Here is a 24,863-nt window from a genome sequence, read left to right on the forward strand (position 1 = left end):
CCTGAAAAGTGAAAATCATCTCCGGTAAGCCTTCAGGTTGGCGTGATTTCGAACTGGTCAGGTATTTATTTTTAGCCACCCACCGTAATCTTCTCATCGCGCCAAGTCGCAACATTTTCTAAGCAGCCTCAGCCCGGCATGCCTGATGAAAACGGTAAGAGCATCGATCCTTTTATCTTTGATATTGCTCACACCGTTGCGCTACAGGTTATTCCACTGGGGAAACTTTTATGGTTTTGCGGACCATCTTAGAAGCTCCTTTATTTATTATCTGATGATATGTATTTAAATGAAAAACATTACTGACAGTTCTCTCTACTTCTCCGTTATCACTGATGAGTCACTCATTCAGAGTTATTCTCTGGATGCCAGCCAGGCGAATCCGGCACAAAATCTGCTGTACGCCTCCTCCAGTGTTTATGTTATCCACCAGGCCGACGGTCGTGTTATTGAGGAGATCCTGCAGGCAGAACGCGTGGGGGATAACCTGGTTATCACCTCCCGTGATGCGGCGAAATGGGTAGGGCATGAATTTTTGGTCAACCCTACCATTCTGGGGAACCAGGGTGCTGGTTGGGATAATATTGATTTGCTCAATATTATCGATGCCGCTGTACTGGACAATGGCGATATCTTCATCACCTGGCAAAGCGATCAGATCGATGGCAACAAATTCGGTATTGAAGGGGTCACAATTGATATTGATGCCAGCTTCTATTCTGAATTCCAGGTCAACCGGACAATGACCAACGAGCAGTCGAATTCATCAACGACCTCACTGCCAGGCGGTGGCTTCGTTGTGGTCTGGCAAAGTTATCAGACGGGTAATTTTGACGTGATGGCGCAGGTTTTTGATGCCACAGGTATGCCTGTCGGAGATGAATTCCGGGTCAATAACAGCGTTACCTCGAACTTCCAGGGCAAACCGGATGTTATCACCCTGAGCGACGGTTCGTTTGTTGTGAGTTACCACAGCAAGGAAGGGGCGGGCGACTTCATCCGTACTCAGCACTATGGTTACACTTACGATCAAAATGGACAGATCAGCGGGGTGGTTACGTTAGGCGATGAGCAAATCATTTCGCAAGCGGACCTGAAATACAGTCATAACCCGGTAATGACCGCTCTGGAGGACGGTGGCTACATGCTGGTCTGGCAGGCAAGTAATGGCGGAACATGGCAGATTTGCAGTGCTCAGTATACTGCTCAAGGTCAGCAGGTTGCGGGAAGCCAGATGCAGGTCACTAGCATAGACTGGGGCGGGGCAGAACCTGCGTCTAGCGCTGGGGTGACTTCACTGGATAACGGGCTGGTTGTTGTTACATACGCTAAAAATACCACCAGTGGTGATGCCTATTTCCGTATTTATGATACGAAAACAAAAACTTACAGCGAGGAAATTCGGGCAAACCAAACGACTAATGGCACACAGGGAACACCTAACATTGCGAAACTCGCTAATGGTAACTTTGTTGTGACCTGGGATTCTAACGACAATTCTGGCCTTGACCAGTCAGGATGGGGAGCCTGGGGGCGTATTTATAATCCACAGGGCGAAGCCGTCAGCAATGAGTTCCTGATAAACTCCTATACGCCTGGCAATCAGCAGCAGCCGGTGACCATTTACCGTCCGGGCGGCGGGTTCGTGACCCTGTACCTGTCGGCGGCGGACATCGCGCCGGGTGCTAATAGCTACGGTATTTACGCTCAGTTCTTTGACGATGCGGGCCACCGCATCGGCCAGGAGATCCGTATTCATCAACTGATGAAAGGCGATCAGGTTAGCCCTGATGCGACGTTCCTTGATGATGGTCGCTTGTTTGTCACCTGGACCGACAACGGTGTGGGTGACGGCAGTGGCTCGGCGGTGAAAGGTCGTCTTATCGATCTGGATACCAGCCTCGGCCTGGAAGTCACTCCGGATCAGACGTCTGTTCAGGCAGGTATCGATGATTTCAGCCTTACAGACGGCGCGGCCCACGGCGACCTGTGGATGCTGTTTGACGATGGTTCACAGTCCGGTTTGCTGCTCAGCAGCGACTCGCTGACTTCGGTACGCGGTGGTGCAGGTGATGACGTGATTGGCATCTCCAGCACGGCGTTTACCTCCATTAGCGGCGGTGACGGTATCGACACGCTGCTGCTGGACGGCAAAAACATGTCGCTGGATCTGGATGCGCTGGTGAGCCGTATCACCGGTATCGAGAAGATCGATCTCGGCCAGGGGAACGCCAACAGCCTGAGCCTGAGCGCGGGTGCCCTGGAAGGCCTCGGCCAGCAGGACCTGATGGTTGCCGATGGTAAGAACCAGTTCGTGGTGAACGGCGATGGCTCCAACAGCCTGCAGTTGGTTGATACCCAGACGGATAACTGGACGGAAACCGGTGCGGCTGAAGTCGGCGGCGTGGTTTATCACACCTGGGTATCTGGCTCAACGGAAGTACTGGTTGAACAGAATATCCACGTGACGGTGATGTAACTCGTCGTTTTGTAGGCGGGATAAGGCGATAACGCCGCCATCCGGCAACATGAAATCAAACGGTAATCCGCCAGTCGGGTTACCGTTTTTTTTTCGCTCAATCCGGTTGAGTATTAACGGCCAATAACAGACGAAGCTTTTGCTCCAGCCTGGCTATCTGTGTGCTGACTTCAGGGGGCGCGGTAGCGTTCGCCAGTGCAACTATCTGGTCGAGCAACAGATAAACCTCCGGCTTGCTGTTGTGCACTTCAACACTTTCACCTTTCACCACTTTTGCCAGCGCCTGACAAAGCGTTTCCAGCTGCACATCTGCTGCCCGAACACCTGACGATTTCACGACGTGCGCCGCCTCATTCACCAGATCAATCATGCCCTTCATCTCAAACACGCCGAACGCGCCGCTGAGAGAGTGTATCTGCTGGAAGATGGTGTCGGCATCATCATGGTGACGGGCCAGTTCAATGGCAAGCAGGGAATCGGCACAGGTTTTCTCAAAAATAATCTTCACGTCATCGGGAAGAGTGCTGCCGCCGAGAAAACCCGGAGCGGGTGCGGGGCGCGAGGGAATATACAGCGGTAGAGAGTCTTCGTGCGCATCAGTGGCGTTTTCGTCGTCATTCATAATCCCGGACAGCACGTCTTTCAGCTCCGCCAGCAGCAATGGTTTGGTCAGTACCCGCGTCATTCCGGCGACCTCGCAAGCCTGATACTCCTGCTCGGTGGCGTTGGCGGTAATGGCCATTACCGGAAGATCCGGCCACTCGGCTTTGACCCGCCTCGCGAGGGTGTAGCCATCCATACCCGGCATCGACAAATCGGTGAGCAGAATGTCGAACTTTGCCTGCCGCAGCTGTCGTAGCGCCTCTTCTCCCTCCGTAACCAGCGTCGTGTAGCAGCCTAACAGCTGTAGCTGCTCTTCGAAGAGTTGGGCGTTTACCGGGTTATCTTCTGCCACCAGGACGTGCAGCGAGCGGGAAAATCCTGTCTCAGGACTCTCTTCGGCCGGTAAAGGAGCGCCCTGCATCACATGCCCCAGGGCCTGCGCCAGGCCTCTCAGGCCATACACCGATGTACTGAGCAGGCGTCCGGTTTTGACGGGCGTTTGCGGCCCACCGAGAAGACAATCGATAACCTGGCTGGCCTCTTCGACCAGCCGGTTTTCGTCGTCCGGATGCCAGGTGCTGCGATCGCCCCACAATATCAGGGTAGACAGGCGGGATAATGCCCCGTCATCAAGAAGCGCCGGATGCTGAAAGTCCTCGACGCTCAGTCCCCAGGTCTGCAATGCCTGAACCAACCAGGCTCGGTGTGAGGGATCGGCGCAAATGAGGGTCACCGATTGGCCGTCAAAGCGGGGGCTTTCTGCCTGCCCGGTGCAGGCGGAGAGCGGGAAGGTAATGCGAAACAGGCTACCTTTATTCGGCTCACTGGTGACTGAAATCGCACCACCCATGGTGTGCACCAGCCGCATACACAGCGCCAGCCCCAGACCGGTGCCGCCGTAGCGACGATTGATGGTTTCATCCGCCTGGCTGAAGGGATTGAAAATCAGCGCCTGTTGCTCGGCGGTCATGCCGATGCCGCTATCCTCTGTCTCAATGTGTAATTCACCGGCCGTATTATCAACGCGCAGACGCAGTACAACCTGTCCTCTCTCGGTAAACTTCAGGGCATTTGAAAGCAGATTATTGAGGACCTGCTGGAGACAGGTGGGATCGCCGGTCATCGGCAGGGTAACCGTGCTGCCGGGCTCACCGACAAGCGTAACCCCTTTGGCCTGAGCCACGGGGGCGAAAATGGCCAGGGAGCGGGTGGCGATATCCGCCAGATCGAACTCGATGTGCTCAATGGCGGTGAGCTGGGGGGAAACGCACAATATGACGGCGCTTGATGATGGCGCGATGGCGCAGAAAACAAAAAATCTTGAGATTGTCGGACAGTATCAGTTTGAGTCCGGGTTCCGCCCGTCCATCGCGTGGCTCCAGTCCGTGGCGTACACGCCGGAGCATTCTCGCTTCAACAGGGTTAAATATCTCGATCTGGCGCTGTTTTACGATCTCAACGAGCATTTCACCCTGTATGTCGACCATAAAATTAACCGGCTGAACGGCGGATCGGATGCCGTGAGAGCGCATGAGCTAAGCAGCGCTAACGTCACCGCAGCCGGCATGGTTTATCACTTCTGATCGCTCTTTTCCTTCTGAAACATGTAATACCGGCAGAATGGCTTCGGCCGGTATTACATGAGCTTTCCTCAATGTTACTCATATAGCGGATTGTTGCCGGCTGGCAAGTTTCCTGGCTAAACAATTGAAGTAGCGGAACAGTGGGGCATCATGCCCCTACAACGCGGAGCCTGCAACTAACCTGAAATGTCGCAGGTGGGCTTTGGCGTCTTGCAGATGACAGAGGTTGCAGAGTACGGACGGGCTTAAAACGCCGCGCGTGGCGGCTTGAGCCATGGAGACTGCGTGCTCCAGAAAATGATGTCTGCCCCCAGATAATCGTCGGCAAACTGTGTGAACGCCTCACGAGTAAATTTCTTTCCGGTTTTCGGGTTGGTGTAGCTGAGCGTCGGCTCCTGGACCGCCATTGCTACAAGGCTCAGCTTGCCCTTGTATTGATGGAAAAACGGATAGGCATTTTTCATCTGTGCCTGCTTGTTCGGCACGATATCCGGGCCACCCAGGCCGATGTGATTTTTTTCTGCGGTAGCAAACAGGCGCGACATATACCGTTTGTCGTTGTTCCATTCGCACGGCCAGAAATTCACGTATTGCACCACGTGCGAGCGGGTGAAGGCCTGGCGGGCAAAGCGGATGTTGTCGAGAGTGGCGTTGAAATAACGATCGCAGGTGAAGCCGCTTTTTGGGTCTTTCATGTCGATATCAATTGCCGTTTCCGGCAGGTTGATGCCCGCTACTTTGCCATCGAATTTCGCCGCCAGCGCCGTTAACAGCTGCTGGTAACGCTCACGAACCTGCGCGTTCCACTGCATCGCCACCCAGCCTTGTGCGGGGGCTTTGTTTTCGCCGGGATTATCGGTCTGCGCCACTAAGCCACCGCCGTAGGCTGGCGTTTGCAGGTAGGCGGGAATGTTGCGTGCCTGAGCTTCGAAAAAACGGTCCTGGATCTGGATGAACAGCTTTTTATGCAGCGTGTCCGTTTGCGCAAGATCCTGTTCAATTGCCGAAAAGTCGTAAACGCCTTTGGCCGTTTCCAGCTGTTTCCATGAATAGACGATTTGTACACCTTGAATGTCCGGGCGTTCCAGGAGTGTGCGGTGCTCTGCCAGTTCGCCGGAGGAGGTATAGAGATAGTTTTGTGGGGCGGCGAAGCCCGCTGTCGGGGCGGCAACCAGTGCCGATAAAACGACGATATTCATCCTGCGGTGCATGCTTCTCTCCGGGCGTGCTTCACTCCCGACCCTGGTTCAGGGCTGGTGAAAAATAAGCGAGTAGCCCTGCTCATGCCAGTGCTGTAAAAGCTCTTGCTGGCGGCGGGTAGGGGTGATTCCTGTCCAGACGATAAGCTGCTGCCCGGGAAACAGCTCCGGGCGCGGGGAATCGAGCGGCTCGGCCAGCACGGCAATGTGCCAGCCCTGCTGAGAAAGGCGCCAGGCTTCAAGCCACAGCCGCGTTCTGTCTTCGGTATCCCAGCCGATCAGCAGGGCGTCTTTCCCGGCTTTCTTGCGCAATTCCGCGAGATTGATGGCGACAAACTCAATCAGTACGCCATCCAGCATGCTGCACATGATACGGGCGGTATTGTGATCAAGGCTCAGGCGCTGGCGGGTAGGGATGAAGACATGGTCGATGAGATCGTCTGCGCGGTACTCACGGCTTAACGCCACGATTTTGGCTCGTAACTTTGCCGGGTGGGCTGAACGCAGCGCCGCCATCATCTCTTCCTGTAGCGTGCCCCAGTCGTCACGCGCGGCGACTTTACTCTCTTCAAGTAGCGCCTTGACCTTGCCGACCGGCACGCCGTTTTTAATCCAGCGTTTGATCTCTTCGATGCGCTGAATATCTTCCTCATCGAACTGCCGGTGCCCGCCTTCGCTGCGCTGGGGTTTGAGTAAACCGTAGCGTCGCTGCCAGGCGCGCAGAGTCACGGGGTTGATACCGCATCGTTCGGCGACATCGCCGATGCTGTAAAAGGCCATAGTTTCCCTCATACGAATACCGATACGTCCGTGCCTAAACTAACGAATCAGACTGGCTTGTACAATTTATTATTTATTGTACAGCAGCTCATCCTAAGGGTAGCAACAAAATCCTTAACAAAAGGTGAACAAAATCTGAAATTACGATTAGGGGGAAATCAAAAGGTGAGTACCCCGCTCGCGTGAACTGCTGACTGCGAGCGGGTTCTTCTGTGGGAAATTACAACAGGCTTTTCTTTTCCGGCCAGGCGACAGGCGGGATCCCGCAGAAGCAAGGCTCGGCAAACAGGTGGCCCTGGAACTGGAAGATGCCGGCCGACTCAAGCCACATCCACTCTTCCGCTTTCTCGACGCCAACGGCGGAAACGGCGATCTCGAGCGATGCACAACATTTGATAATCGCCTGCACGATAGCCTGGCGCGGGCCGCTTTTGTGTACGTCGCGAATCAGGTCACGGCTGATTTTGATGCGATCTGGCTGGAACTGGGCCAGCAGCAAAAGTCCGGCAAACCCTGCTCCGAAGTGGTCAATGGCAACGCTTATCCCGGCAGCTTTCAGAGAACGCACCGCCTGGGTAAAGGCGTCAAACTGGGAAATCACCTCGCTTTCGGTGAATTCGACGATGATTTGCTCAGGCACCAGGCCGTTTAGCTCAATGGCCTGCAGCAGAGTCGGAACGGCATTGGGAATCTTCACCAGCGTCATTGGCAACAGGTTTACGCTGATGGTCTGTTCATGCAGATCGAGCGCCGAGGCCAGCGCAAAAGCCGCCTGCTTGCTTCTGAGATCGGCTTCATAAACAGCTTCGCCGCTCAGGGCGGCAAAAAAAGCTTTTGGCGAATCACCGGAGGCGGTGCGTAACAGGGCTTCCAGCGAAACGATCTCCTGAGAGAGCGGGTCGATAATGGGCTGAAAGGCAAATCCGCACTCTGCAAGCTGCATTGCGACCTGCGGATCGACGCGTCGGGCGTTACCCTGTGGAATAAACGCCCAGCCGTTATCGACCGGGATCTCAAAGTAGTTCTCTTTTTCCGTCGCCTCAACGAAGGTTCTGAAGAACTGCAGGGCCCGGTCATTAAAGGTGAGCTGATATTTCGAGGTGCCCTTGTCGAGAATAGTCTGCAATACCTCATCACGGTCGTGCTCCCGCAAATCGAAGAGCTCCATGCCTACTTTGCCGAAGCGGCGGGACGGGGCGTAGTCGCACAGCAGTTCCACCACGTTGTAGTGGCGGCGATCCTCGCAAATCGTCTGATAAATCGCCTTTACCTTCTCTTCCGGCCCTTCGAGCAGCTGGAAAAAATGGGTGCCGTTGAAAAGAAGGATGCCGGTCACGTCCGCATCGCGATTTTTGATACTGGCGGCAGCAACCATGCTCTCGAGCGCTTTAACGGGGACGTCATCGCAAAAGTGGCTGCGGTAAATAATGGTGGTGAGCATGATTTTTCACTTAGAGAAGAAGAGACTTAATCCTGGCAGATAGGCAGCAGGATGTCTTGTTATATAACACATTAAATTAACAAACGTTTTACAGTAAAATGACGTTGTACAGACATGGTGAAATTCTGTCTCAGTTTTTGTACAGGGTTTTAGGTGATTGATGTACGGATAAATTGAGGCGCTGGTCCTGTTTGATGTTTATAACGAATTGAAATCATTGAATTAGCACTTTTTGCTAAAAATCAATAACGCACTTGTACAGATTTTATGTACAATTTTTCTAAGTTTGAATAACGAACTTTTAACCCTTTTACTGATTCGTACAGGAGCGACATATGCAGCAGAATGGTTACATCCCGGATACCGCTACCGCGATTGCACAGTATTTCACTAAGGTCAATATGCCGACTCAACAGGAAACGCTGGGGCAGATTGTGGTGGAAATTCTGAACGATGGCCGCAACCTCAACCGTAAATCGCTGTGCACCAAATTACTGCGCCGGCTCGACCAGGCTTCCTGCCCGGAAGAGGAAGGCCACTATAATGCCCTGATTGGTCTGCTGTTCGAGCGCTGATCGTCAGGTTGTACGGCAAGCAGAGACGTTAGTGATGAACAGAAGCGACATTGAACAACTCACAGATGAACTGATCGGCGAGGCAGTGCTGTCTCTGCTGAAACGCAAGGCGCCGGTGAGCTCAATGGCTCTACTTACAGAGCTACGTAACATGCAGGCCGTAGAGCGGGATCCCCGCAGACGCGGAGCCCTTCCGCTGATTGTCGCTTATATCGAAGCAGTGATGACAGATAAGAGTGAGCAGGAAACGCCCACAACAAAACGTCAGCATAAGGAGAGTGCGCAAATGATGGTGGACGGGATGTCTGCGTCGGGCAAAGGCAAAATCCACTAGCAAGCGATTTCATTTCATAATGGTGAAACAGATGAATACAGCAATGATTCAACAACCTGATATTTATAGTGCTCTGGCCGATAACGCGTTATCTGATTATTTTCGCCACGCCGGTGATATTCTGGCTGAAGAATCTGTAGCGCTGGGTGCTGCAATTCGTAATGTGATTATCGCCGGGGAGAGTATTAATAATAAAAATATTATGCTGGCGCTGATTCGCCGCCTGGAATCAACGGAAGATGTGGTGCAGGCCGACGTGATTCGCAAAACGATTGAAATTGTCGTTGGCCATACTATGGATGATATTTAACACATTCTTTTTCTGTTTTAAACCGTATTTCACCTATTTGACGGGCCTGTGATATCACTGGTCTTACGATCTCTGCTTCCTGAAAAAGGCGATGTGAATGATGCGCGGTGAAGACTACACACAGCACGATCACGCCGATATCTGGCTGACGGATAACTATCTCAGAATGGGTTTAGAGAACATTCTGCAAAAAATTAAGTTTGATAATACTGGTTTACGATATGTCTTTTTAACGGAACATCACTACACCGATGTGTTAAAGCATAATTACGATCTGACTAAAAACCGTATTGTGCTGCTCACGGAAGGAACATCATTTAATTTTCTTAATACGGCTCCTTTTTATCAGCTACCTAAAAGGGTGACGGTACACGAGCTACAAAACTTCGTTATTTCCATTAGTTATCTTGCGGATAAACCTTTGGAATCAAAAAAGCCTGTTTTATTGACTGCCAGGGAACGGCGGCTTATTGACCTGATAAAAGAAGGTAAAAAAATGGCGGAGATGGGGGAATACCTCAATCTGCATATCAAAACCGTTTATCAGACACGCCAGACGCTGATTAAAAAGATAGGCTGTTCCGGTGCCATTGATCTATTGCGTACGCTGCGCAGCGATATCTTTAAAAACTGGCTGATGGAAAGCCATCAATATCATTGATGCTGAAATAATCCAGCCGCGAGATCGTTTCAACGGGTCATCACGAAAAGCAGGTATAATGACTGCCTTCAGCCCGGGAGAAACGGACAGCGATGAAAGACGATATCAATCAGGACATTACCTTTCGTAAACTCAGCGTCTTTATGATGTTTATGAGTAAAGGCAATATTGCCCGTACGGCGGAAGCGCTGGAGCTCAGCAGCGTCAGCGTTCACCGGGCGCTGCATACGCTGGAAGAGGGCGTTGGCTGCCCGCTGTTTATTCATAAAGGGCGTAATTTACTGCCGCTTCCGGCAGCATGGACGCTGCTGGAGTACTGTCAGGATGTCATAAGCCTGATGAGTAAAGGACTGGAGGAGACCCGCAAGGTAGCGGGCGTGGGCCGGGGTCGGCTACGCATCGGCACGCTCTATTCGCTCACGCTGGAGACAGTGCCGAAAATCATCATGGGCATGAAGCTGCGCCGACCATCGCTGGAGCTGGATTTGACCATGGGATCCAACCAGATGCTGCTGGATATGCTGGAGGACGACGCGCTGGATGCGATTCTGATTTCCACCAATGAAGGTGAATTCGCCGGGTCAAAATTTGATGTTATCCCGCTGTTCCATGACGATATTTTTCTTGCCGCACCCGCCAGCATCAAACTGAATACCTCACAGGCGGCCGATCTGCGCGATTACGGCGACCGCAAGTTCGTCTCGCTTGCGGAAGGGTTCGCCACCTACGCAGGTTTTCAGGAAGCATTTCAGATTGCTGGCTTTGAGCCGGAAATCGTCACCCGCGTAAATGATATCTTCTCGATGATAAGCCTGGTGCAGGCGGGAGTCGGCTTTGCGCTCATCCCGGGCCGCATGAAGAAAGTGTACGAGAATGATGTTCAGCTTTTGAAGCTGGCGGAGCCGTACCAGATGCGCCAGCTGATTTCGATTGTCTATTCACACCACCGCGAGCGCGATCAGGATTTACTGGCGCTGGCGGCGGAAGGACGGATGTACGCCCGAAGCCTCAACGGCTGAGGCGTTTCGCCAGATGCTGCGCCACTTCAACGCTGTTACGCTCCATACAGATGGCATCGCCCTGCCAGCCTGCGAGGTGCGTCAGCCCGGTCAGCACGCTACCGGGCGGCATCTCAATCGCCAGCCGTGCATCGCGCTGATTGGCGGAAACCATCGCATCCTGCCACTGTACGGTGCGCGCCATGTTGAAGGCTAAGTCCACGGCAATTTTCTGCGGTTCCCACAGTACACGACCGGTTGATCCGCTGAGATACGCACGTGATGGGCGTGACAACGTCACGGATTCAAACGCCTGAGCTAATTCTGCCGCCGGTTTATCCAGCAAGGCACAGTGTGAGGGTACGCTTACCGCAAGCCGGGTCGCCTTGCTGGCTCCGGCGGCCAATGCTTTTCTCGCAACCTCCGCCATATCCTCATCCCGACCGGCAATCACTATCTGCGTTTCGGCATTGAGGTTGGCGATGTAAGTTCCGCTTTCCGCCATCAGCTTTTCAACCTGATTCAGCGTGAGGCCAACAATAGCCATCAGGCCGTAACCGTGCGGATACGCCTGTTCCATTAAATCACCGCGCAGGGCGACCAGCCGCAGCGCGTCGCGAAAATCCAGCGCGCCAGCCACTACCGCCGCAGGGTAAGCGCCAATCGACAGGCCGCTTGCGATATCCGGTTTGACTTCGTGGCGAATAAGCTCGTTAGCCCACGCCACGCCCGCAATAAGCAAACAAAGCTGCACCGCGCGGGTGTGCTTCAGCGCATCGGCTGTGTCGAGCTGGTAGGCTTCATCGCCAAGTACGGCGTGGACTTCGGCAAGAATGGCCTCACCGTCGGGAAGATTTTGCAGCATTCCCGGACGTTGGGTGCCCTGGCCGGGAAAGGTAAAGAGGATTTTCATCATGACTCCCTGTGCCACGGCGTCGCGGTGAGCTGCGGTCCGGTGGCGGTTTTCAGCAGAACGCGTCCTTCGCGCAGCCATTCGTTGAGCGCAAATGCGCCAAAGGGCGTTTCAATCTGGGTGTCGGCGCGGCACGGCAGCTTATCCACTTGCGCCTGCCACTGCCGCAATTCGTCATTGGTCAGCGGTTCAGGAGCGCGAATCAGTAAATCGAGATCGCTGTCGGCGTGCAGCACGGGAATTTCGGTAGCAAGGGCATAGGCCGTACTGCCGGTAATGCCCCAGAGCCACGGCCACGCAAAGGTGGTCAGCAAAATAGCCGCCTGAACAGGCGGCTGGGAAACAAACGGCGAGTGCAGCAGGTGCTGGCGTTCGGCCAGTGCTTCCGGTGTGATGACGCGGGAAACGGACTCTGCTTTAACCCATCCGGCCGCGCGCTGTTCGCGCTTCATGCCGCGCACGCCTACCGGAATATCGCCGCTGTCATTCACGTCGCGCCGTACGACCACGGGCAGGCCCGGTTGCCACTGGCTGGCCACCCACGCCTCCTCAACGTTGAGCAGGGCGTCGCGGCTTTTCAGCCACAGCAAATCGTGAGGGCGCGAGGTGAATGTCATATCAGATACCTGAAGTTAAAGTGATGAACAGCGGTAACGACAGGATACACAGAACGGAGCTCAACAGCAGCACGGCTTCGGCATCCGGCGACTGTACGCCAAAGCGGTTACCAAACACCACGCCGAAGAAGCCCGCGGACAGCGCAATCATCAGGATAGCGGTGATCGCCACGGAGCCGTGCAGGCCGAAAGCCAGAACGATAGCCCAGGCGATAAACGGCTGGATCAGCAGCTTGGTGATGGTCGCAATGCTCACCATGGCGTTCAGCTGCAGCTTACGGGCTGACAGAATCACACCGGTCAGGAACAGCGCGGCAGCGGTTGCCGACAGGCCCAGCGGCTTGATAGCAGCCAGCACCAGATCCGGCATTTTGATACCAATCGCCGAGAGGATCACGCCGAGCAGCGGGCCCATCACGATAGGTTTCTTCAGCGAACGCCACATCAGCACCGGCAGCATCGCCAGCGTAGAACCGCTGTTTTCACCGGCAGCGCGTGCTTTTTCACGCTCCAGAATCAGCAGGCAGAACGGCGTCATCAGCACGGAGCCGCAGGCGATGGAGACGGCGACGGAAAGAGACGTCGCGGAGCTTTCACCCAGCACGCTACCGAGAATCGGCAGGCCAAGCGCGGCATAGTTCGGCAGCGCCACGGTGAGGGTCAGCACGGCAGCATCCTGCGGGGATTTTTTAAATACGCTGGTAGCCAGGAAGTAGATCGCCGCATAGGTGATCCACATTGCGCCGGTCAGCACCACAATTAGCGGTGACTGGGCGACAATACCTGCCCATGGGGTCTGCACGGTGGCGCTGAACAGCGCGGCGGGCAGGGCAAAGTCCATTACGAAGATATTGAGCAGCGACACGTTTTTGTTGTCGACCATTTTGGCTTTGCCGGCCCAGAAGCCCAGCAGCATGATCAGAAAAATCGGCGCAAGGGCATGAACAATTACATAAGTCATAGATCACCTGTAGTAAGAAAAATAGAGAACATTTGCGATGTTTATAATTTTCTAAAAGCGGCTTGCCGTGGGCGCTATGCTGCGCCCGACGGTTGCCGCTTTCGGCAGGTCTTTTTTTACGTACTTCTGAGGTTGCCCGTTACCAGCTGGCGCGCATCCGTTCGCGTACCAGGGCAGAGCTGCGGCGATTTTCCGCGCCGAGACGATTTTTCAGGCTTGGGTCTTTACGTGCATCAGAAATTGCCTTCTGCACGGTGAGCTCCACCAGCGCCAGGTCAGCATCGGACGGCGCGTCCGGGTTGCTGAGGTTCAGCAGGTCGGAGAGCAGGCCGAGGGTGGCGTAGTTGCTGACGTCATAGGCCATTGGCGGAATGGTCGCTGCCAGTTTTTCCAGCGCGTCGACGGTACGCAGGGTGATACGCGCGGCGGATTCTTTGCCCATCGCATGCACCAGTACGCCTTTATCGTTGATAGCAATCAGGCGATTAGCCTGATAACCGTGCGCCAGAAACGCCCCGGACATCGCCTTGCCGACGATAAGACCGATCACCGGATGGCCCGCCAGGCGCGCTTTCGCATAGGCACCGGCGGCACCGGCGAGCGCCTGGTGAATGCCGAACGCTTCTTCACGGCGACCATAGGCCTGGCTTGGAACGTCGATCACCGCCACAATTGGGCGCTTCACGTCGCTGTTCGCGTCGGCATCGATGGTTTCATTCACCACTTTTGCCAGCGTCCAGCCTTCCAGCAGGCCCACTTCGCCTTTCGCGGCGCGCGGATAGTGGTTATTGGCATCGGGTACGACGGCGATGAAGCGTACGGCCTCATTGTTCAGTTCACCGTCGGCGACCCGTACTGAAGGGCACAGGCCAGTCATGCGCGGCGCATTTGGCGCCAGTTTTTCCAGCCACAAGGCTCCACGGCTATTGGACTGAGTCATCATTTCACCTCCCCGGCGAAAAGCTGTTTAATCTGCGCGGTATCGGCCTGCTGACGGGTGTCAAAGTTGCTCAGACGGGTCAGGAAGTCGGCATATTTGTCGCTGCGGTTTTGTGCCGGAACGCCTTTGGCGATAGCGTCGTTCATGGCGGTTTTCACCGCGTTAACGCCGTCATCGACCAGCGCATCGACCAGGCCACTTGCGTAACGGATTTCACCGCCGGTCATGCTCCAGATGAATGGGCGATCGCGGGAGTCGTACTCTTCGATCCCGGCTTCCTGCTCAATAACCTGCGGGCCGTTGAGGCCAAGGCGCGCTTCGCGGGTAACAATCAGGTAGCTACAAAGGGCGGCGGCAATAGACATTCCGCCGAAGCAGCCAACGGTACCGGTCACGATGCCGACTACAGGGGTATAGCGACGCAGATCGACAATCGCGGCGTGGATATCGGCAATGGCTGCCAGGCCGAGGTTGGCTTCCTGCAGGCGCACGCCGCCGGTTTCAAGGCTCAGCACGGCCTGGGTGGGAATGCCGTTGCGGTTATCTTCTGCCGCCAGTTCGAGCGCGGCTGCCATTTTGGCACCGGAGACTTCGCCCATGCTGCCGCCCTGGAAGGTGCCTTCGATGGCAATCACCACCGCGGACTGGCCGTTGATGGTGCCGCGAGCGACCACCATGCCGTCGTCGGACTGCGGCACAACGCCCTGCGGTGCGAGCCATGGCGACATAATGCCTTCGAACGGGTCGAGCAATTCACGGTAGCTGCCTTCGTCCAGCAGCGCATGGGCACGTTCGCGGGCCCGTAATTCGATAAAGCTGCGATCGTTACGCATGAGCCACCTCTTCAAATACCTGTTCGATACGAATGCGCGCCACGCCAGGGGTTGCGCCGAAGTCGTGAATGATCAGCTTGCCCGCAGGCAGGCCGTTGATCAGATTCAGGCGATCGAACAGTGCATTCCAGCGGCGGGTGCTGTTGTCCACGGAGGTGGTGATATCAATACTGAGGGTTTCCCCGGCGGCTGCGGTGAACAGCACTTCCATATCACCGGAGCCTACGACGCCTGCCAGTGCTTTACCGCTGAAGGTGCGGCTGGCAGGAAATGACAATGTAATGTGTTCCATAACATCCTCTTTAAATTGAGCAAGACGCGGGCTGGCTGACCCTGTCAAGAAACAGCGTGGCGGCGAGAAGATCCGCAGCACCACCGGGCGAAGCGTTAAGTTCGAGCATCTGAGCATCGAGTTCAGCGAGCGCTTCGCGGCCTTGTGCCGTGGCGCAACCGCCTGCATTCAGCACCGTGCGGGCTCCGGCCTGCATCGCTTCCAGACCGGGCATGCCCGCTCGCGAAAGTACGCAGGTGTCGCTGAGCGAGGTCATGATCGCCATCAGTGCATCAAGGCGGGCTTCGCTCTCGTTCGCACCCATTGCGCGGCTGCGTAACAGCTGCGGTAACGCGAGCTGCATCACGTGCGGAAACGCCTGTTGCGCCTCTTCACGTGCACCCGGCACCCGGTACTGATGCGTGGCTTTCAGCCCTTTACTGAAGGTCTTCGGCGCAGCGCCGTCCGGCAGGCGGGCGAGCAGGGCAGCGGATTGTGCAATCTGCTGTGCGCCTGCGTTACCGCCATGCATCGCCACGGCGCTGACCAGTAAGCCGAGTGCCCAGATGGCGCCGCGATGGGTATTCACGCCATGGGTGGCGGCCATCATCTGCTGTTCGCCTTCGCGCCCTAAACGACCGACGGTTTCGCGCAGGGCGATGTCGGTGGGACGCAGCCAGCTTTGCTGGGCCAGTTGCAGAAACGTTGGGGTCAGGCTGTGTGCCGAGCGCTCCATCAGCGCCAAAGAGAGGTCGTGATGGGCACCGTTTCCCCGGCTGTCCACCAGACCCGGCTTCGGGCTTAATCGCGCTTCGTCGATCAGGCAGTCGCGGGCGATGAACGCCAGCCTTTCTGCCTGCACCTCGGCATGAGTCTGTGACAGGAGTTTCATTACCAGCTCCGGAATTTCGCAGGTGGGTTGTAAAGACCGTCGGACCATTCGACCAGATCCGCCACGCTGCCTGCGGCGAGCAGGGAACGGGTGGCGTCAGAACGGCGGATGCCCATGTCTTCCGGGTAGACCACTTTGCCGCTTTTGCGCAGCTCAGCGACGCGTTTGGCATCCACGCCAAGGCCGATATCGGTGATCCCGGCGACGGCAGCAACCATTGCTCGACGCTCTTCAAGACTTTCACCGCGATAGAGGTAGGCGATGCCTTCTTCGGTCAATACGTGAGTGACGTCGTCGCCGTAAATCATCACCGGCGCCAGCGGCATCCCGGAGGATTTCGCCACTTCAACGGCGTCCAGCTGCTCGACAAAGCTTGGCTTCACGCCCGCCTGGAAGGTTTCGACCATTTGCACGACGAGTTTTTTACCGCGCTGCATTGGGTCTGGCTCGGTGATCATGTTCAGCCAGGCAGGGGTTGCGTGACGGCGACCGTGCGGATCGTGACCCATATTCGGCGCGCCGCCGAAGCCGGACAGACGACCGCGTGTCACGGTAGAGGAGTTAGCAAGCCCATCAATCTGCAAGGTAGAGCCGATGAACATGTCCACCGCGTACTGGCCTGCCAGCTGGCAGAAGGCACGGTTGGAGCGCATGGAGCCGTCGGCACCGGTGAAGAAAATGTCCGGACGGGCGCGGATGTACTCTTCCATCCCCAGCTCGCCGCCGAAGCAGTGCACGCTTTCCACCCAGCCGCTTTCAATGGCAGGGATAAGCGTTGGATGCGGGTTGAGCGTCCAGTGCTTACAGATTTTGCCTTTCAGGCCAAGCTGTTCGCCGTAGGTCGGCAGCAGCAGCTCGATGGCGGCGGTGTTGAAGCCGATGCCGTGGTTCAGGGACTGCACCTGATGTTCGGCGTAGATGCCTTTAATTGCCATCATCGCCATCAGGATATGCTCCTGCTTGATGAGGCGCGGGTCGCGGGTGAACAGCGGTTCGATAAAGAACGGCTTGTCGGCGACGACCACGTAATCAATCCACGAGCCCGGAATATCGACGCGCGGCAGGTCACATTCGTCATCGACGATTTCGTTAACCTGCGCGATAACGATCCCGTCGCGGAAGGCGGCGGCCTCAACCAGCGCCGGGGTGTCTTCGGTACTTGGCCCGGTATAGAGGTTGCCTTTGCGGTCGGCTTTATACCCGGCAATCAGTGCCACGTTGGGGCAGAGATCGACGTAAAGGCGGGAGTAAAGTTCGATATAGGTGTGGATGGCGCCGATTTCGAGTTGACCGTCCTGCAACAGTTGCGAAATGCGCAGGCTCTGCGGACCGGAGAAGGAGAAATCGAGCTTGCGGGCAATGCCTTTTTCGAAGATGTCGAGATGCTCGCTGCGACCGACGCTTGGCATGATCATATGCAGATCGTGCACTTTTGCCGGGCTCACTTCAGCAAGCATACGGGAGAGAAAATCGGCCTGCTTCTGGTTGTTACCTTCCAGTACCACGCGGTCGCCTGGGGCAATCAGTTTTTCCAGTGCGTCCACCAGACCGTCAGTGGGAATGACTTTCCCCTGCACCGAAAGGGAAGCGACACGGCGCGCTTTTTCGCTGCGGCGTGTGTTCCAGTTTCGGGCTGGATTTTGGCCAGCATTCATTATTAACCTCCTGATTCAGCAAATCATTTTGCCTGGATTTATGCTGCAGTTAGTCTGCTCCGTAAGGAGTAACCCATCAATTAACCCGGGGGACAGATTGTTAGCCTAAGAGTAATAATTGCCTGCGGAATTATGTGATGGCGATCGAAGTCGGAATGGGAAGTGTAGACTATGTGTACAGGGAGACAGGAGCAGGTGAAAATTCAGTAAAGCGAGAGGAGTGTTCAGATAACGGACAGAGGAAATGCGTGGTTCCCAAAATAAATCTGAGTGACTGGATTAATGTACTCTTTCGCAATAAAGCGCGCGCAATGACAAGCGATGGTTTATTTATTTTTATACAAACGTTGGATGATATTGTTTTATTCAGCCCTGTTTTTTCGTTGATTTTTTCGTCAGAAAGGCGAGCAAAGAGTAGCCGGCACGCCGCCAAAACCTGTCTGATTTCACATATTCACCATCCGTATATGTTCCTGCAATGTAAGCGTACAGCGAGAACCGTCTGGTCATGACCTGATGTATTCGACAAAGTGGTGTACACCAAAAGAAGGCTACCTCCGCTATGTGCTTGACGTCATAGCCGACTGGCCTGTCAATCGGGTCAGCGAACTGCTACCCTGGCGCATCACACTGCCAACTGAATAACACATCCCCGTCAATACGGCCCTCGGTGTACGCTTACCCTGCAATTTAGGGGCGTTCTGTTTATGTTACATATACCCGCAGGGCTTTACTCTGTGCCAGGACGGCATGCAGAGAAGGTGGTGAAAATGAAAGAGCAGGGAGCGGCGGTGGTAAAGTTGATTGTTTTCTGGGCAGCACTGATTTTTTTGGCGCGACAGGCCATCCTTGCAGGCTGGATTGACAGGCTGATCATGTGAGCGCGAGTGCACTTTTCACGTCAGCCTGCCGGGCGTTTACGCCTTTTTGCTTAAGTCACTGAGCAGTACCGCGATGCTTTTCCCTCCTTCGGTGTTCTCCAGGCCGATTTTAACAACGATCGTCAGCGGCACCGACAGCATCATGCCCACCGGGCCGAGCAGCCAGCCCCAGAAAATCAGCGACAGGAACACCACCAGCGTTGAAAGCCCCAGCCCGCGCCCCATGATTCGCGGCTCCAGTATATTGCCGAACACCATATTGATGGCCAGGTAGCCTGCCAGCACGACCAGCGCATCATACAGCCCGCCGAAAACCAACACCTGCAGAATCGGCGGAATAGCGGCGAGCACCGATCCGATATTGGGAATATAGTTGAGTGCGAATGCCAGCAGCCCCCAGATAAAGGCAAACCGCACGTCGAGCGCGGCGAGCATTGCCCAGGCCACCAGGCCCGTGACCACGCTGATGGCAGTTTTCAGCACCAGATAGTGGGAGACGCTGTCGATAGCCCGCTGAATCGCCGCCATACCTTCCACCGGACGCACCATCATCTGTTTCAGTTTGGTGGGCAGTTGCGGCACTTCGAACAGCATAAACACCACCGTTAACAGCAGCAGAAAAATAGACGACATAGCGTTGGTGAGCTGGGTCAGCAGGCTGGTGACGAACGTCATGGCGGCGTTCGGGTCAATATACTTCACCAGCTCGTTGACCGAGACTTCGATACCAAACCGCTGAAGCCACGGCTCCAGATTTTGCAGCGGAACAACCAGTGATGAACGATACTGCGGCAGGGTACGGGCCAGTTCGTTCAGTGAGGTGCCCAGCGTGGCGAGCAGCAGCACCGCCACCAGGATTATCAGGCCAATCAGCAGGCTTATTGCAAGTACCCGCGGTACGCGCAGGCGCTCCAGCCACTGCACCACCGGGTTGAGCACCACTGAGATAAACAGCGCCAGAATAAACGGCACCACGATATCGGCGGCGAAACGAATGCCGGTGAGAATAATCACCAGCATTCCCAGCATGATGGCTATTTTTAATCCATTGAGCGTAATACCCGTTTTTGCCATGACACGCTTCCTTAATCTGTTTAGCAACATCATAAAGGTGGATGGGTTGAGAATAAACGAATAAAGGCTAAACCGCCTCAGTAAAGAATTGAAAAGACTTTGAGTTTATTGTGGCGCTATGCCAGAATTGCGCTGTGTTTAACTACTGAGGACAATTTTCATCCGCAATGACGAGAAGCAATACCGCGGATAATTGTAATTTTATGGACATCCTGTTCAAAACCCGAACTTCCTGTCAATTTATTGTTTTTCCTTCCTTTGCTACGCAATCTGGTGAGCAGCACTGGCGCTCTGCGCTATAGTTTCCTTCTTCGTTTGAGCTAAATTTTAATCGTTTTTATTCGGTTTGCGCGTTTCGCAAGCTGCAACGGATTATATTCTCAGGCAGGAGAAGTCGTATGTTTTACTGGATATTATTAGCCCTGGCGATCGCCACGGAAATTATTGGTACGCTTTCCATGAAATGGGCCAGCGTCAGCAACGGTCACGCCGGTTATATTTTAATGCTCGGCATGATTGCACTTTCCTATATATTCTTATCCTTCGCGGTAAAAAAAATCGCCCTCGGCGTGGCCTATGCCCTGTGGGAGGGGGTGGGGATATTGCTGATTACGCTGTTCAGCGTGACGCTGTTTGATGAAACGCTCACCGTGATGAAAGTGGCGGGGCTGGCAACGCTGGTGGCGGGGATTGTGCTGATTAAATCGGGCACCCGCAAAGCGGAAAAGCAGCCTGCGGAGGTGAATCATGCCGCAATTTGAGTGGATTCACGGGGTCTGGCTGGCGGGGGCGATTGTGCTGGAAATTGTCGCCAATATTTTCCTTAAATTCTCAGACGGTTTTCGTCGCAAGCTGTATGGCATTTTGTCACTGGCGGCGGTACTGGCGGCCTTCAGCGCGCTGTCGCAAGCGGTGAAAGGGATCGACCTTTCCGTGGCGTATGCCATCTGGGGTGGTTTTGGCGTGGCGGCCACGCTTGCCGCAGGCTGGATCCTCTTTGGTCAGCGTCTGAACAACAAAGGCTGGATTGGTTTAGGCTTGTTAATCGCCGGTATGGTGATGATTAAACTTGCATGACGTGACGCTGCCCGCAAATGCGGGCAGCGAAAAATGTCAGGTGTATTACGCTATCTGAATAGGGTGCATTTCCCCGATGCCTGTTGCGTGCATGAGGGTTGTGAATGTTTAATCCATCTCGCTGGCGTAATCTCGCCACTGCCAGAGTCCTGTTCGTGATGCTCTTTATGGCCGGCATCGGTCTCATCGTCTCCGTTGTCTCTCTGCTCTACCTCTCCCAGCATCTGATCAGCAGCAAAACCAATGCGATAGACGCGCACCGTTCGGCGCTGTCGGTGGATGGCGCTATTCAGACATCCGTAAACCGCGTGCTGTCACTTGTCGTTGATAACGCTATCTGGGATGACGCGGTGCATAAAGTTTATCCCCCGGAGCTTGATACCCGCTGGCTGTACGATACCTGGGGCGCGGGTTTTAAAATCAATAATCTCTACGACGGCACCTTCGTGCTGGACCAGAATTACCAGGTGCTGTGGGGATCGTTTCACAGCCAGCCGTTTAATGAGCGCAATCTGGCGTTTTTCGGCGAAGGACTGCAGGCGCTGATTATGAAACACAAAGCCGACCTGGCGAGCGGGAAAAATATCTATGCCGGGATCACCCGCACGCGGGAAGGCGTGGCGTTTATCGGGATAGGTCTGATCCGCCCGATGACCAGTCGCCTGCAGGTCTACGACGCCACCCGGCGTTATCTGGTGATTACCCGCCATCTCAATCCACAAATTCTGAAAGATCTGGGAAATACCTTCCAGATAGCCAATCTTAACTTCACGCCGCAAAAGTACAGCGAGTCCAGCGTGCCGCTCAAAACGTCCGGCGGTGAAACCGTGGGCTATCTTAACTGGCAGCCACGTTTGCCGGGCGCGGAAGCGGCGATGGCGGCCTCGCCGGAAATCCGGAAAATTGTCGCGCTGGCGGCGGGGCTGATTCTGCTGTTCATCATGTTGAGCAGCCTGGGGCTGTACAAGCTGGCGCGTGGCGAAAAACAGGCGCGAGACATTTCGCTCACCGACTGGCTGAGCCATTTGCCTAATCGCCGGGCGCTGATTGAGCATCTGGAACGGCCCAGCCTGCGAAGTGAAGATGCACTGAAAACGGTGGTGTTTATCGATCTGGACGGCTTCAAGGATGTGAACGACATTTACGGCCACGACGTGGGCGATGCGCTGATTGTGCACATCGCCCATACTCTGCAAACGCAGGTACCGCCGGGCGGCATGCTGGCAAGGCTTGGCGGAGATGAGTTCGCCATGACGGTCAGCGGCGTAGAGGCGGGGCAAAAAGCGGCTGCGTTTGCCGGAAGCGTGCTCGATTATCTGAACACCCCAATTCGTCTCGGCGAACGCACCATTCACATTAGCGCCAGTATCGGAATAGCCAGCGGAACGCTCGCCAGCAGCGGCAGCTCAGAGCTGTTTCGCCGGGCGGACATCGCCATGTATCACTCGAAAATGACCGGGAAAGGGCGGATCACGCATTACGACGCTGAACTGAACAGCGCTCGCGAATACCAGCTCAGTATCGAAAATGACATTCGTGACGGGCTGGATAACGATGAGTTTGAGGTCTGGTATCAGCCGATTGTTGATGCGCGTTCGCAGAAAATGACCGGCGTGGAGGCGCTGGTACGCTGGCCCCGGCGGCCAAAAGGTGAACTCAAACCCGATGCCTTTATCGCCATCGCCGAAACCAGCGGGCTGATTTACTCGCTCGGCCAGTTTGTGCTGCGCCGGGCATGTGCCGATTTACAGGCGCTGGAAGACCTTAAGCTATCGGTAAATATTTCGCCTGCGCAGTTCCGCGATCCGGAGTTTGAAAACAAAGTGGCTCAGGTCCTTGAATCCAGCCACTTCCCGCCGTATCGGTTACAGCTTGAAGTCACTGAAACCTATGTACTGGAAAATCCTGAACGGGCGCGCGGGGCGATCTCCACGCTTAAGCAGCTTGGCACTGCCGTGGCGCTCGATGATTTCGGGACGGGCTACTCCAGCATTGGCTATCTGCGGCGCTTCAATTTCGACACCATAAAAATTGATAAATCTCTGGCGGGGCTGGTAGACAATGACGATCAGGCAGCCGCCTTAGTGAGCGGCACTATCCGCATTGCCAGTGCGTTAGGGATGACGGTGATTGCCGAAGGGGTGGAAAACGAAAAACAGATGAAGCTGCTGAGGCTTGCAGGGTGCGATCAGCTGCAGGGCTTCTGGTTCAGCGAGCCGATGCCAATAGCGTCGCTGCTGCAGTTGCGCCAGCAGCGACAGTGCTGATTACTCGCCCGCCAGTGCCTCGAGCTTGTCGCGAAAACCGGTGACGGAGATCGCGCGGTTGTCGGCGCGCCATCTGTCCTGAGCCGCGGGTGCAGAGCTCTGAACGCCAATCAGCTGCCAGCCATTTTCGGTTTTCAACATCAGCGGCGAACCGCTGTCGCCCGGCAGGGTATCGCACTGGTGCGACAGCACGGTGTTTTGCGCCCAGCCCGTCACCAGACAATTATTATGCGTATAAAGGGAATCCAGATGATCGAGAGGATAACCCGACTGCGTAACCTGGCGGTCGGCAGTTTTTAATGCCGCGGTGAGCGCATCTTTATCGCCGTTGAACAGCGGCAGCGGGGTGATCCCGGAAGGAGGGTTACGCAATACAATCAGCCCAAAATCCCAGGGTGCGGCGGATGAGGGAACAATCCAGCCCTCACCATCTGGCTTCAGGCGTTTCCCCAGCGACGGCTCCACGCGGCCTTCAATGTCATGAATCTCATAACGCCAGCCCCCTTTTTGCGAAATAAAGCGCAGCGCCACGGCTTTGTCTGACTTGCCTTTTGGCGGCGTCAGCAGACAGTGTCCGGCGGTGAGGGCCAGGTGTGGGGAAACCAGCGTGGCGGTACACAGGTTACCGCTCGCGGTTTCGAGTTGCCCAATTGCATCCCAGGGAGATTGCCCTGGATTCGTCACCCTGACGCGGTCGTCATGACCGAAAAATAAGGTTTTAAGATCTTTGGCACTGATGCCTGTATCGTCGCTGTCGTCGTCAGCGTGGGTCAGGGGAGAAAAAAGGCAAACGGCTCCCAGTACAACCACTATGGATCTGCGCATAACACTCTCTGAAGGGCGATTATGATTATTAAAAGGTAAACCCAATGAGATTACTATAGACGGGATGAATGAAAAGTGGGAGTAAAATCAGCGCACTACACTCAGTACAGGAAGAACCGGGTGGCTACCAGTGCACAGACGATCAGCAATAAAAGGATGAGCTCAAAGCGATAGCGGCGCAACATCATTGCTCTCCAGAAAAAAACGGCGCTGTAACAGCGCCGATTTAGTAGACAAGACCGTACTACCGGTTGCGAACTTATGCAGCTGGCTGAGCGGCTGGTTTAGCAGCTTCGTGTTTAGTTGCTTTTTTGTGGTGTTTTTTAGCAGCCTGAGCTTTCTGAGCTACAGCGGGTTTGGTTGCTGCTTTTTTGTGGTGTTTTTTAGCAGCCTGAGCTTTCTGAGCTACAGCGGGTTTAGTTGCTGCTTTTTTGTGGTGCTTTTTAGCGGCCTGAGCTTTCTGCTCTGCTGCTGGTTTTGCAGCGGCTTTTTTGTGGTGCTTTTTGGCAGCCTGAGCTTTCTGCGCTGGCGCTGCTTTTTTGTGTTTTTTGTGATGAGTGGTTTTCGCTGGAGCCGCGTGAGTAGCAGCAGGTGCAGCAGCCGGAGCGGTAGCAGTAGTGTCAGCAGCGAAAGCGGCAGAAGACAGACCCATAGCAGCGGCAACAACCAGAGCTAATACTTTTTTCATTCTGAA

At 55.0% G+C, this 24,863-nt stretch carries 26 protein-coding genes and 1 pseudogene; 12 read left to right on the forward strand and 15 right to left on the reverse strand.

Features of this window, described 5'->3' with window-relative positions:
• The first annotated feature begins 289 nt into the window (after positions 1 to 289).
• Positions 290 to 2,479, forward strand: coding sequence for a hypothetical protein (locus tag RTU33_RS07305; protein WP_312626323.1), 2,190 nt, complete (start codon positions 290 to 292; stop codon positions 2,477 to 2,479).
• Between the two features lie 97 nt (positions 2,480 to 2,576).
• Here the strand turns inward: RTU33_RS07305 and RTU33_RS07310 are convergent, their stop codons facing one another.
• Positions 2,577 to 4,355 carry an ATP-binding protein gene (locus tag RTU33_RS07310; RefSeq protein WP_312626324.1) on the reverse strand — a complete coding sequence of 593 codons (1,779 nt, stop codon included), beginning with the start codon at positions 4,353 to 4,355 and terminating at the stop codon, positions 2,577 to 2,579.
• Position 4,356: 1 nt separating this feature from the next.
• Between RTU33_RS07310 and RTU33_RS07315 the strand changes: the two genes are divergently transcribed.
• Positions 4,357 to 4,665, forward strand: coding sequence for a porin (locus RTU33_RS07315; RefSeq protein ID WP_312626326.1), 309 nt, complete (start codon positions 4,357 to 4,359; stop codon positions 4,663 to 4,665).
• Positions 4,666 to 4,910: 245 nt separating this feature from the next.
• Here the strand turns inward: RTU33_RS07315 and RTU33_RS07320 are convergent, their stop codons facing one another.
• The 3 genes from RTU33_RS07320 to RTU33_RS07330 form a co-directional block, all read right to left on the reverse strand.
• Complete coding sequence (locus RTU33_RS07320) at positions 4,911 to 5,876, reverse strand: hypothetical protein (RefSeq protein WP_409438228.1); 966 nt, start codon at positions 5,874 to 5,876, stop codon at positions 4,911 to 4,913.
• A gap of 36 nt (positions 5,877 to 5,912) precedes the next feature.
• Positions 5,913 to 6,644 (reverse strand): MerR family transcriptional regulator, encoded by a 732-nt coding sequence (locus RTU33_RS07325; protein ID WP_312626327.1) that lies wholly within the window; start codon positions 6,642 to 6,644, stop codon positions 5,913 to 5,915.
• A 220-nt stretch (positions 6,645 to 6,864) separates the two neighbouring features.
• Entirely contained in the window at positions 6,865 to 8,085 is a 1,221-nt protein-coding gene (locus RTU33_RS07330; protein ID WP_312626329.1) for a diguanylate phosphodiesterase, read from the reverse strand.
• 335 nt (positions 8,086 to 8,420) lie between these two features.
• On the opposite strand from RTU33_RS07330, the gene ycgZ reads away from it, so the two are divergent.
• The 5 genes from ycgZ to RTU33_RS07355 all read left to right on the forward strand — a co-directional run bounded on the left by ycgZ (position 8,421) and on the right by RTU33_RS07355 (position 10,984).
• Positions 8,421 to 8,660 (forward strand): regulatory protein YcgZ, encoded by a 240-nt coding sequence (ycgZ, locus tag RTU33_RS07335; RefSeq protein WP_312626330.1) that lies wholly within the window; start codon positions 8,421 to 8,423, stop codon positions 8,658 to 8,660.
• Positions 8,661 to 8,694: 34 nt separating this feature from the next.
• Positions 8,695 to 8,994: a hypothetical protein gene (locus tag RTU33_RS07340; RefSeq protein WP_312626332.1), complete on the forward strand. Its 300-nt coding sequence runs from the start codon at positions 8,695 to 8,697 to the stop codon at positions 8,992 to 8,994.
• 43 nt (positions 8,995 to 9,037) lie between these two features.
• A complete protein-coding gene (locus tag RTU33_RS07345) occupies positions 9,038 to 9,304 on the forward strand; it encodes a biofilm development regulator YmgB/AriR family protein (protein WP_312626495.1) in 267 nt (88 codons plus the stop codon).
• Between the two features lie 97 nt (positions 9,305 to 9,401).
• Positions 9,402 to 9,965 (forward strand): LuxR family transcriptional regulator, encoded by a 564-nt coding sequence (locus tag RTU33_RS07350; RefSeq protein WP_312626334.1) that lies wholly within the window; start codon positions 9,402 to 9,404, stop codon positions 9,963 to 9,965.
• 92 nt (positions 9,966 to 10,057) lie between these two features.
• On the forward strand, positions 10,058 to 10,984 hold the full coding sequence (locus RTU33_RS07355; RefSeq protein WP_312626335.1) for a LysR family transcriptional regulator: 927 nt from the start codon (positions 10,058 to 10,060) through the stop codon (positions 10,982 to 10,984).
• Here RTU33_RS07355 and mdcH read toward each other — a convergent pair.
• From mdcH to mdcA, 8 genes are all read right to left on the reverse strand, one after another.
• Positions 10,974 to 11,876: a malonate decarboxylase subunit epsilon gene (gene mdcH / locus RTU33_RS07360; RefSeq protein ID WP_312626496.1), complete on the reverse strand. Its 903-nt coding sequence runs from the start codon at positions 11,874 to 11,876 to the stop codon at positions 10,974 to 10,976. The genes RTU33_RS07355 and mdcH overlap by 11 nt on opposite strands.
• Entirely contained in the window at positions 11,876 to 12,493 is a 618-nt protein-coding gene (locus RTU33_RS07365) for a malonate decarboxylase holo-ACP synthase (RefSeq protein WP_312626337.1), read from the reverse strand. Before RTU33_RS07365 ends, mdcH begins: the two co-directional genes overlap by 1 nt.
• Position 12,494: 1 nt before the next feature.
• Positions 12,495 to 13,454 (reverse strand): AEC family transporter, encoded by a 960-nt coding sequence (locus RTU33_RS07370; protein WP_312626338.1) that lies wholly within the window; start codon positions 13,452 to 13,454, stop codon positions 12,495 to 12,497.
• Between the two features lie 139 nt (positions 13,455 to 13,593).
• Complete coding sequence (mdcE, locus tag RTU33_RS07375; RefSeq protein WP_312626497.1) at positions 13,594 to 14,394, reverse strand: biotin-independent malonate decarboxylase subunit gamma; 801 nt, start codon at positions 14,392 to 14,394, stop codon at positions 13,594 to 13,596.
• Positions 14,394 to 15,227 carry a biotin-independent malonate decarboxylase subunit beta gene (locus RTU33_RS07380; protein WP_312626340.1) on the reverse strand — a complete coding sequence of 278 codons (834 nt, stop codon included), beginning with the start codon at positions 15,225 to 15,227 and terminating at the stop codon, positions 14,394 to 14,396. Before RTU33_RS07380 ends, mdcE begins: the two co-directional genes overlap by 1 nt.
• Positions 15,220 to 15,519 (reverse strand): malonate decarboxylase acyl carrier protein, encoded by a 300-nt coding sequence (gene mdcC, locus RTU33_RS07385; RefSeq protein WP_041145768.1) that lies wholly within the window; start codon positions 15,517 to 15,519, stop codon positions 15,220 to 15,222. The genes RTU33_RS07380 and mdcC overlap by 8 nt, the downstream gene beginning before the upstream one ends.
• Positions 15,520 to 15,529: 10 nt before the next feature.
• A complete protein-coding gene (locus RTU33_RS07390; RefSeq protein ID WP_312626342.1) occupies positions 15,530 to 16,390 on the reverse strand; it encodes a triphosphoribosyl-dephospho-CoA synthase in 861 nt (286 codons plus the stop codon).
• Entirely contained in the window at positions 16,390 to 18,045 is a 1,656-nt protein-coding gene (gene mdcA, locus RTU33_RS07395) for a malonate decarboxylase subunit alpha (RefSeq protein WP_312626344.1), read from the reverse strand. The genes RTU33_RS07390 and mdcA overlap by 1 nt, the downstream gene beginning before the upstream one ends.
• 137 nt (positions 18,046 to 18,182) lie before the next feature.
• Here mdcA and RTU33_RS07400 point away from each other — a divergent pair, with 137 nt between their 5' ends.
• Together RTU33_RS07400 and RTU33_RS07405 are read left to right on the forward strand one after the other, a co-directional pair.
• Positions 18,183 to 18,557, forward strand: a complete 375-nt coding sequence (locus RTU33_RS07400; RefSeq protein WP_312626345.1) for a hypothetical protein — start codon at positions 18,183 to 18,185, stop codon at positions 18,555 to 18,557.
• A 34-nt stretch (positions 18,558 to 18,591) separates the two neighbouring features.
• Positions 18,592 to 18,690, forward strand: a pseudogene (locus tag RTU33_RS07405) (transposase domain-containing protein); the annotation flags it as partial.
• A 272-nt stretch (positions 18,691 to 18,962) separates the two neighbouring features.
• Here the strand turns inward: RTU33_RS07405 and RTU33_RS07410 are convergent.
• Positions 18,963 to 20,000: an AI-2E family transporter gene (locus RTU33_RS07410; protein WP_312626347.1), complete on the reverse strand. Its 1,038-nt coding sequence runs from the start codon at positions 19,998 to 20,000 to the stop codon at positions 18,963 to 18,965.
• A gap of 398 nt (positions 20,001 to 20,398) precedes the next feature.
• On the opposite strand from RTU33_RS07410, the gene mdtJ reads away from it, so the two are divergent.
• The 3 genes from mdtJ (at position 20,399) to RTU33_RS07425 (ending at position 23,344) form a co-directional block, all read left to right on the forward strand.
• Positions 20,399 to 20,761 (forward strand): multidrug/spermidine efflux SMR transporter subunit MdtJ, encoded by a 363-nt coding sequence (gene mdtJ / locus RTU33_RS07415; RefSeq protein WP_312626348.1) that lies wholly within the window; start codon positions 20,399 to 20,401, stop codon positions 20,759 to 20,761.
• Positions 20,748 to 21,077: a multidrug/spermidine efflux SMR transporter subunit MdtI gene (gene mdtI, locus RTU33_RS07420; protein ID WP_312626350.1), complete on the forward strand. Its 330-nt coding sequence runs from the start codon at positions 20,748 to 20,750 to the stop codon at positions 21,075 to 21,077. Before mdtJ ends, mdtI begins: the two co-directional genes overlap by 14 nt.
• A 104-nt stretch (positions 21,078 to 21,181) precedes the next feature.
• Complete coding sequence (locus RTU33_RS07425) at positions 21,182 to 23,344, forward strand: EAL domain-containing protein (RefSeq protein WP_312626351.1); 2,163 nt, start codon at positions 21,182 to 21,184, stop codon at positions 23,342 to 23,344.
• Here RTU33_RS07425 and RTU33_RS07430 read toward each other — a convergent pair whose 3' ends face one another.
• Entirely contained in the window at positions 23,345 to 24,169 is an 825-nt protein-coding gene (locus RTU33_RS07430) for a serine protease (RefSeq protein ID WP_312626352.1), read from the reverse strand.
• 259 nt (positions 24,170 to 24,428) lie between these two features.
• Complete coding sequence (gene asr, locus RTU33_RS07435; protein WP_312626354.1) at positions 24,429 to 24,857, reverse strand: acid resistance repetitive basic protein Asr; 429 nt, start codon at positions 24,855 to 24,857, stop codon at positions 24,429 to 24,431.
• Positions 24,858 to 24,863 lie beyond the last annotated feature (6 nt).

Source organism: Scandinavium sp. (genome assembly GCF_032012665.1).
In the GTDB taxonomy this organism is placed as follows: domain Bacteria; phylum Pseudomonadota; class Gammaproteobacteria; order Enterobacterales; family Enterobacteriaceae; genus Scandinavium.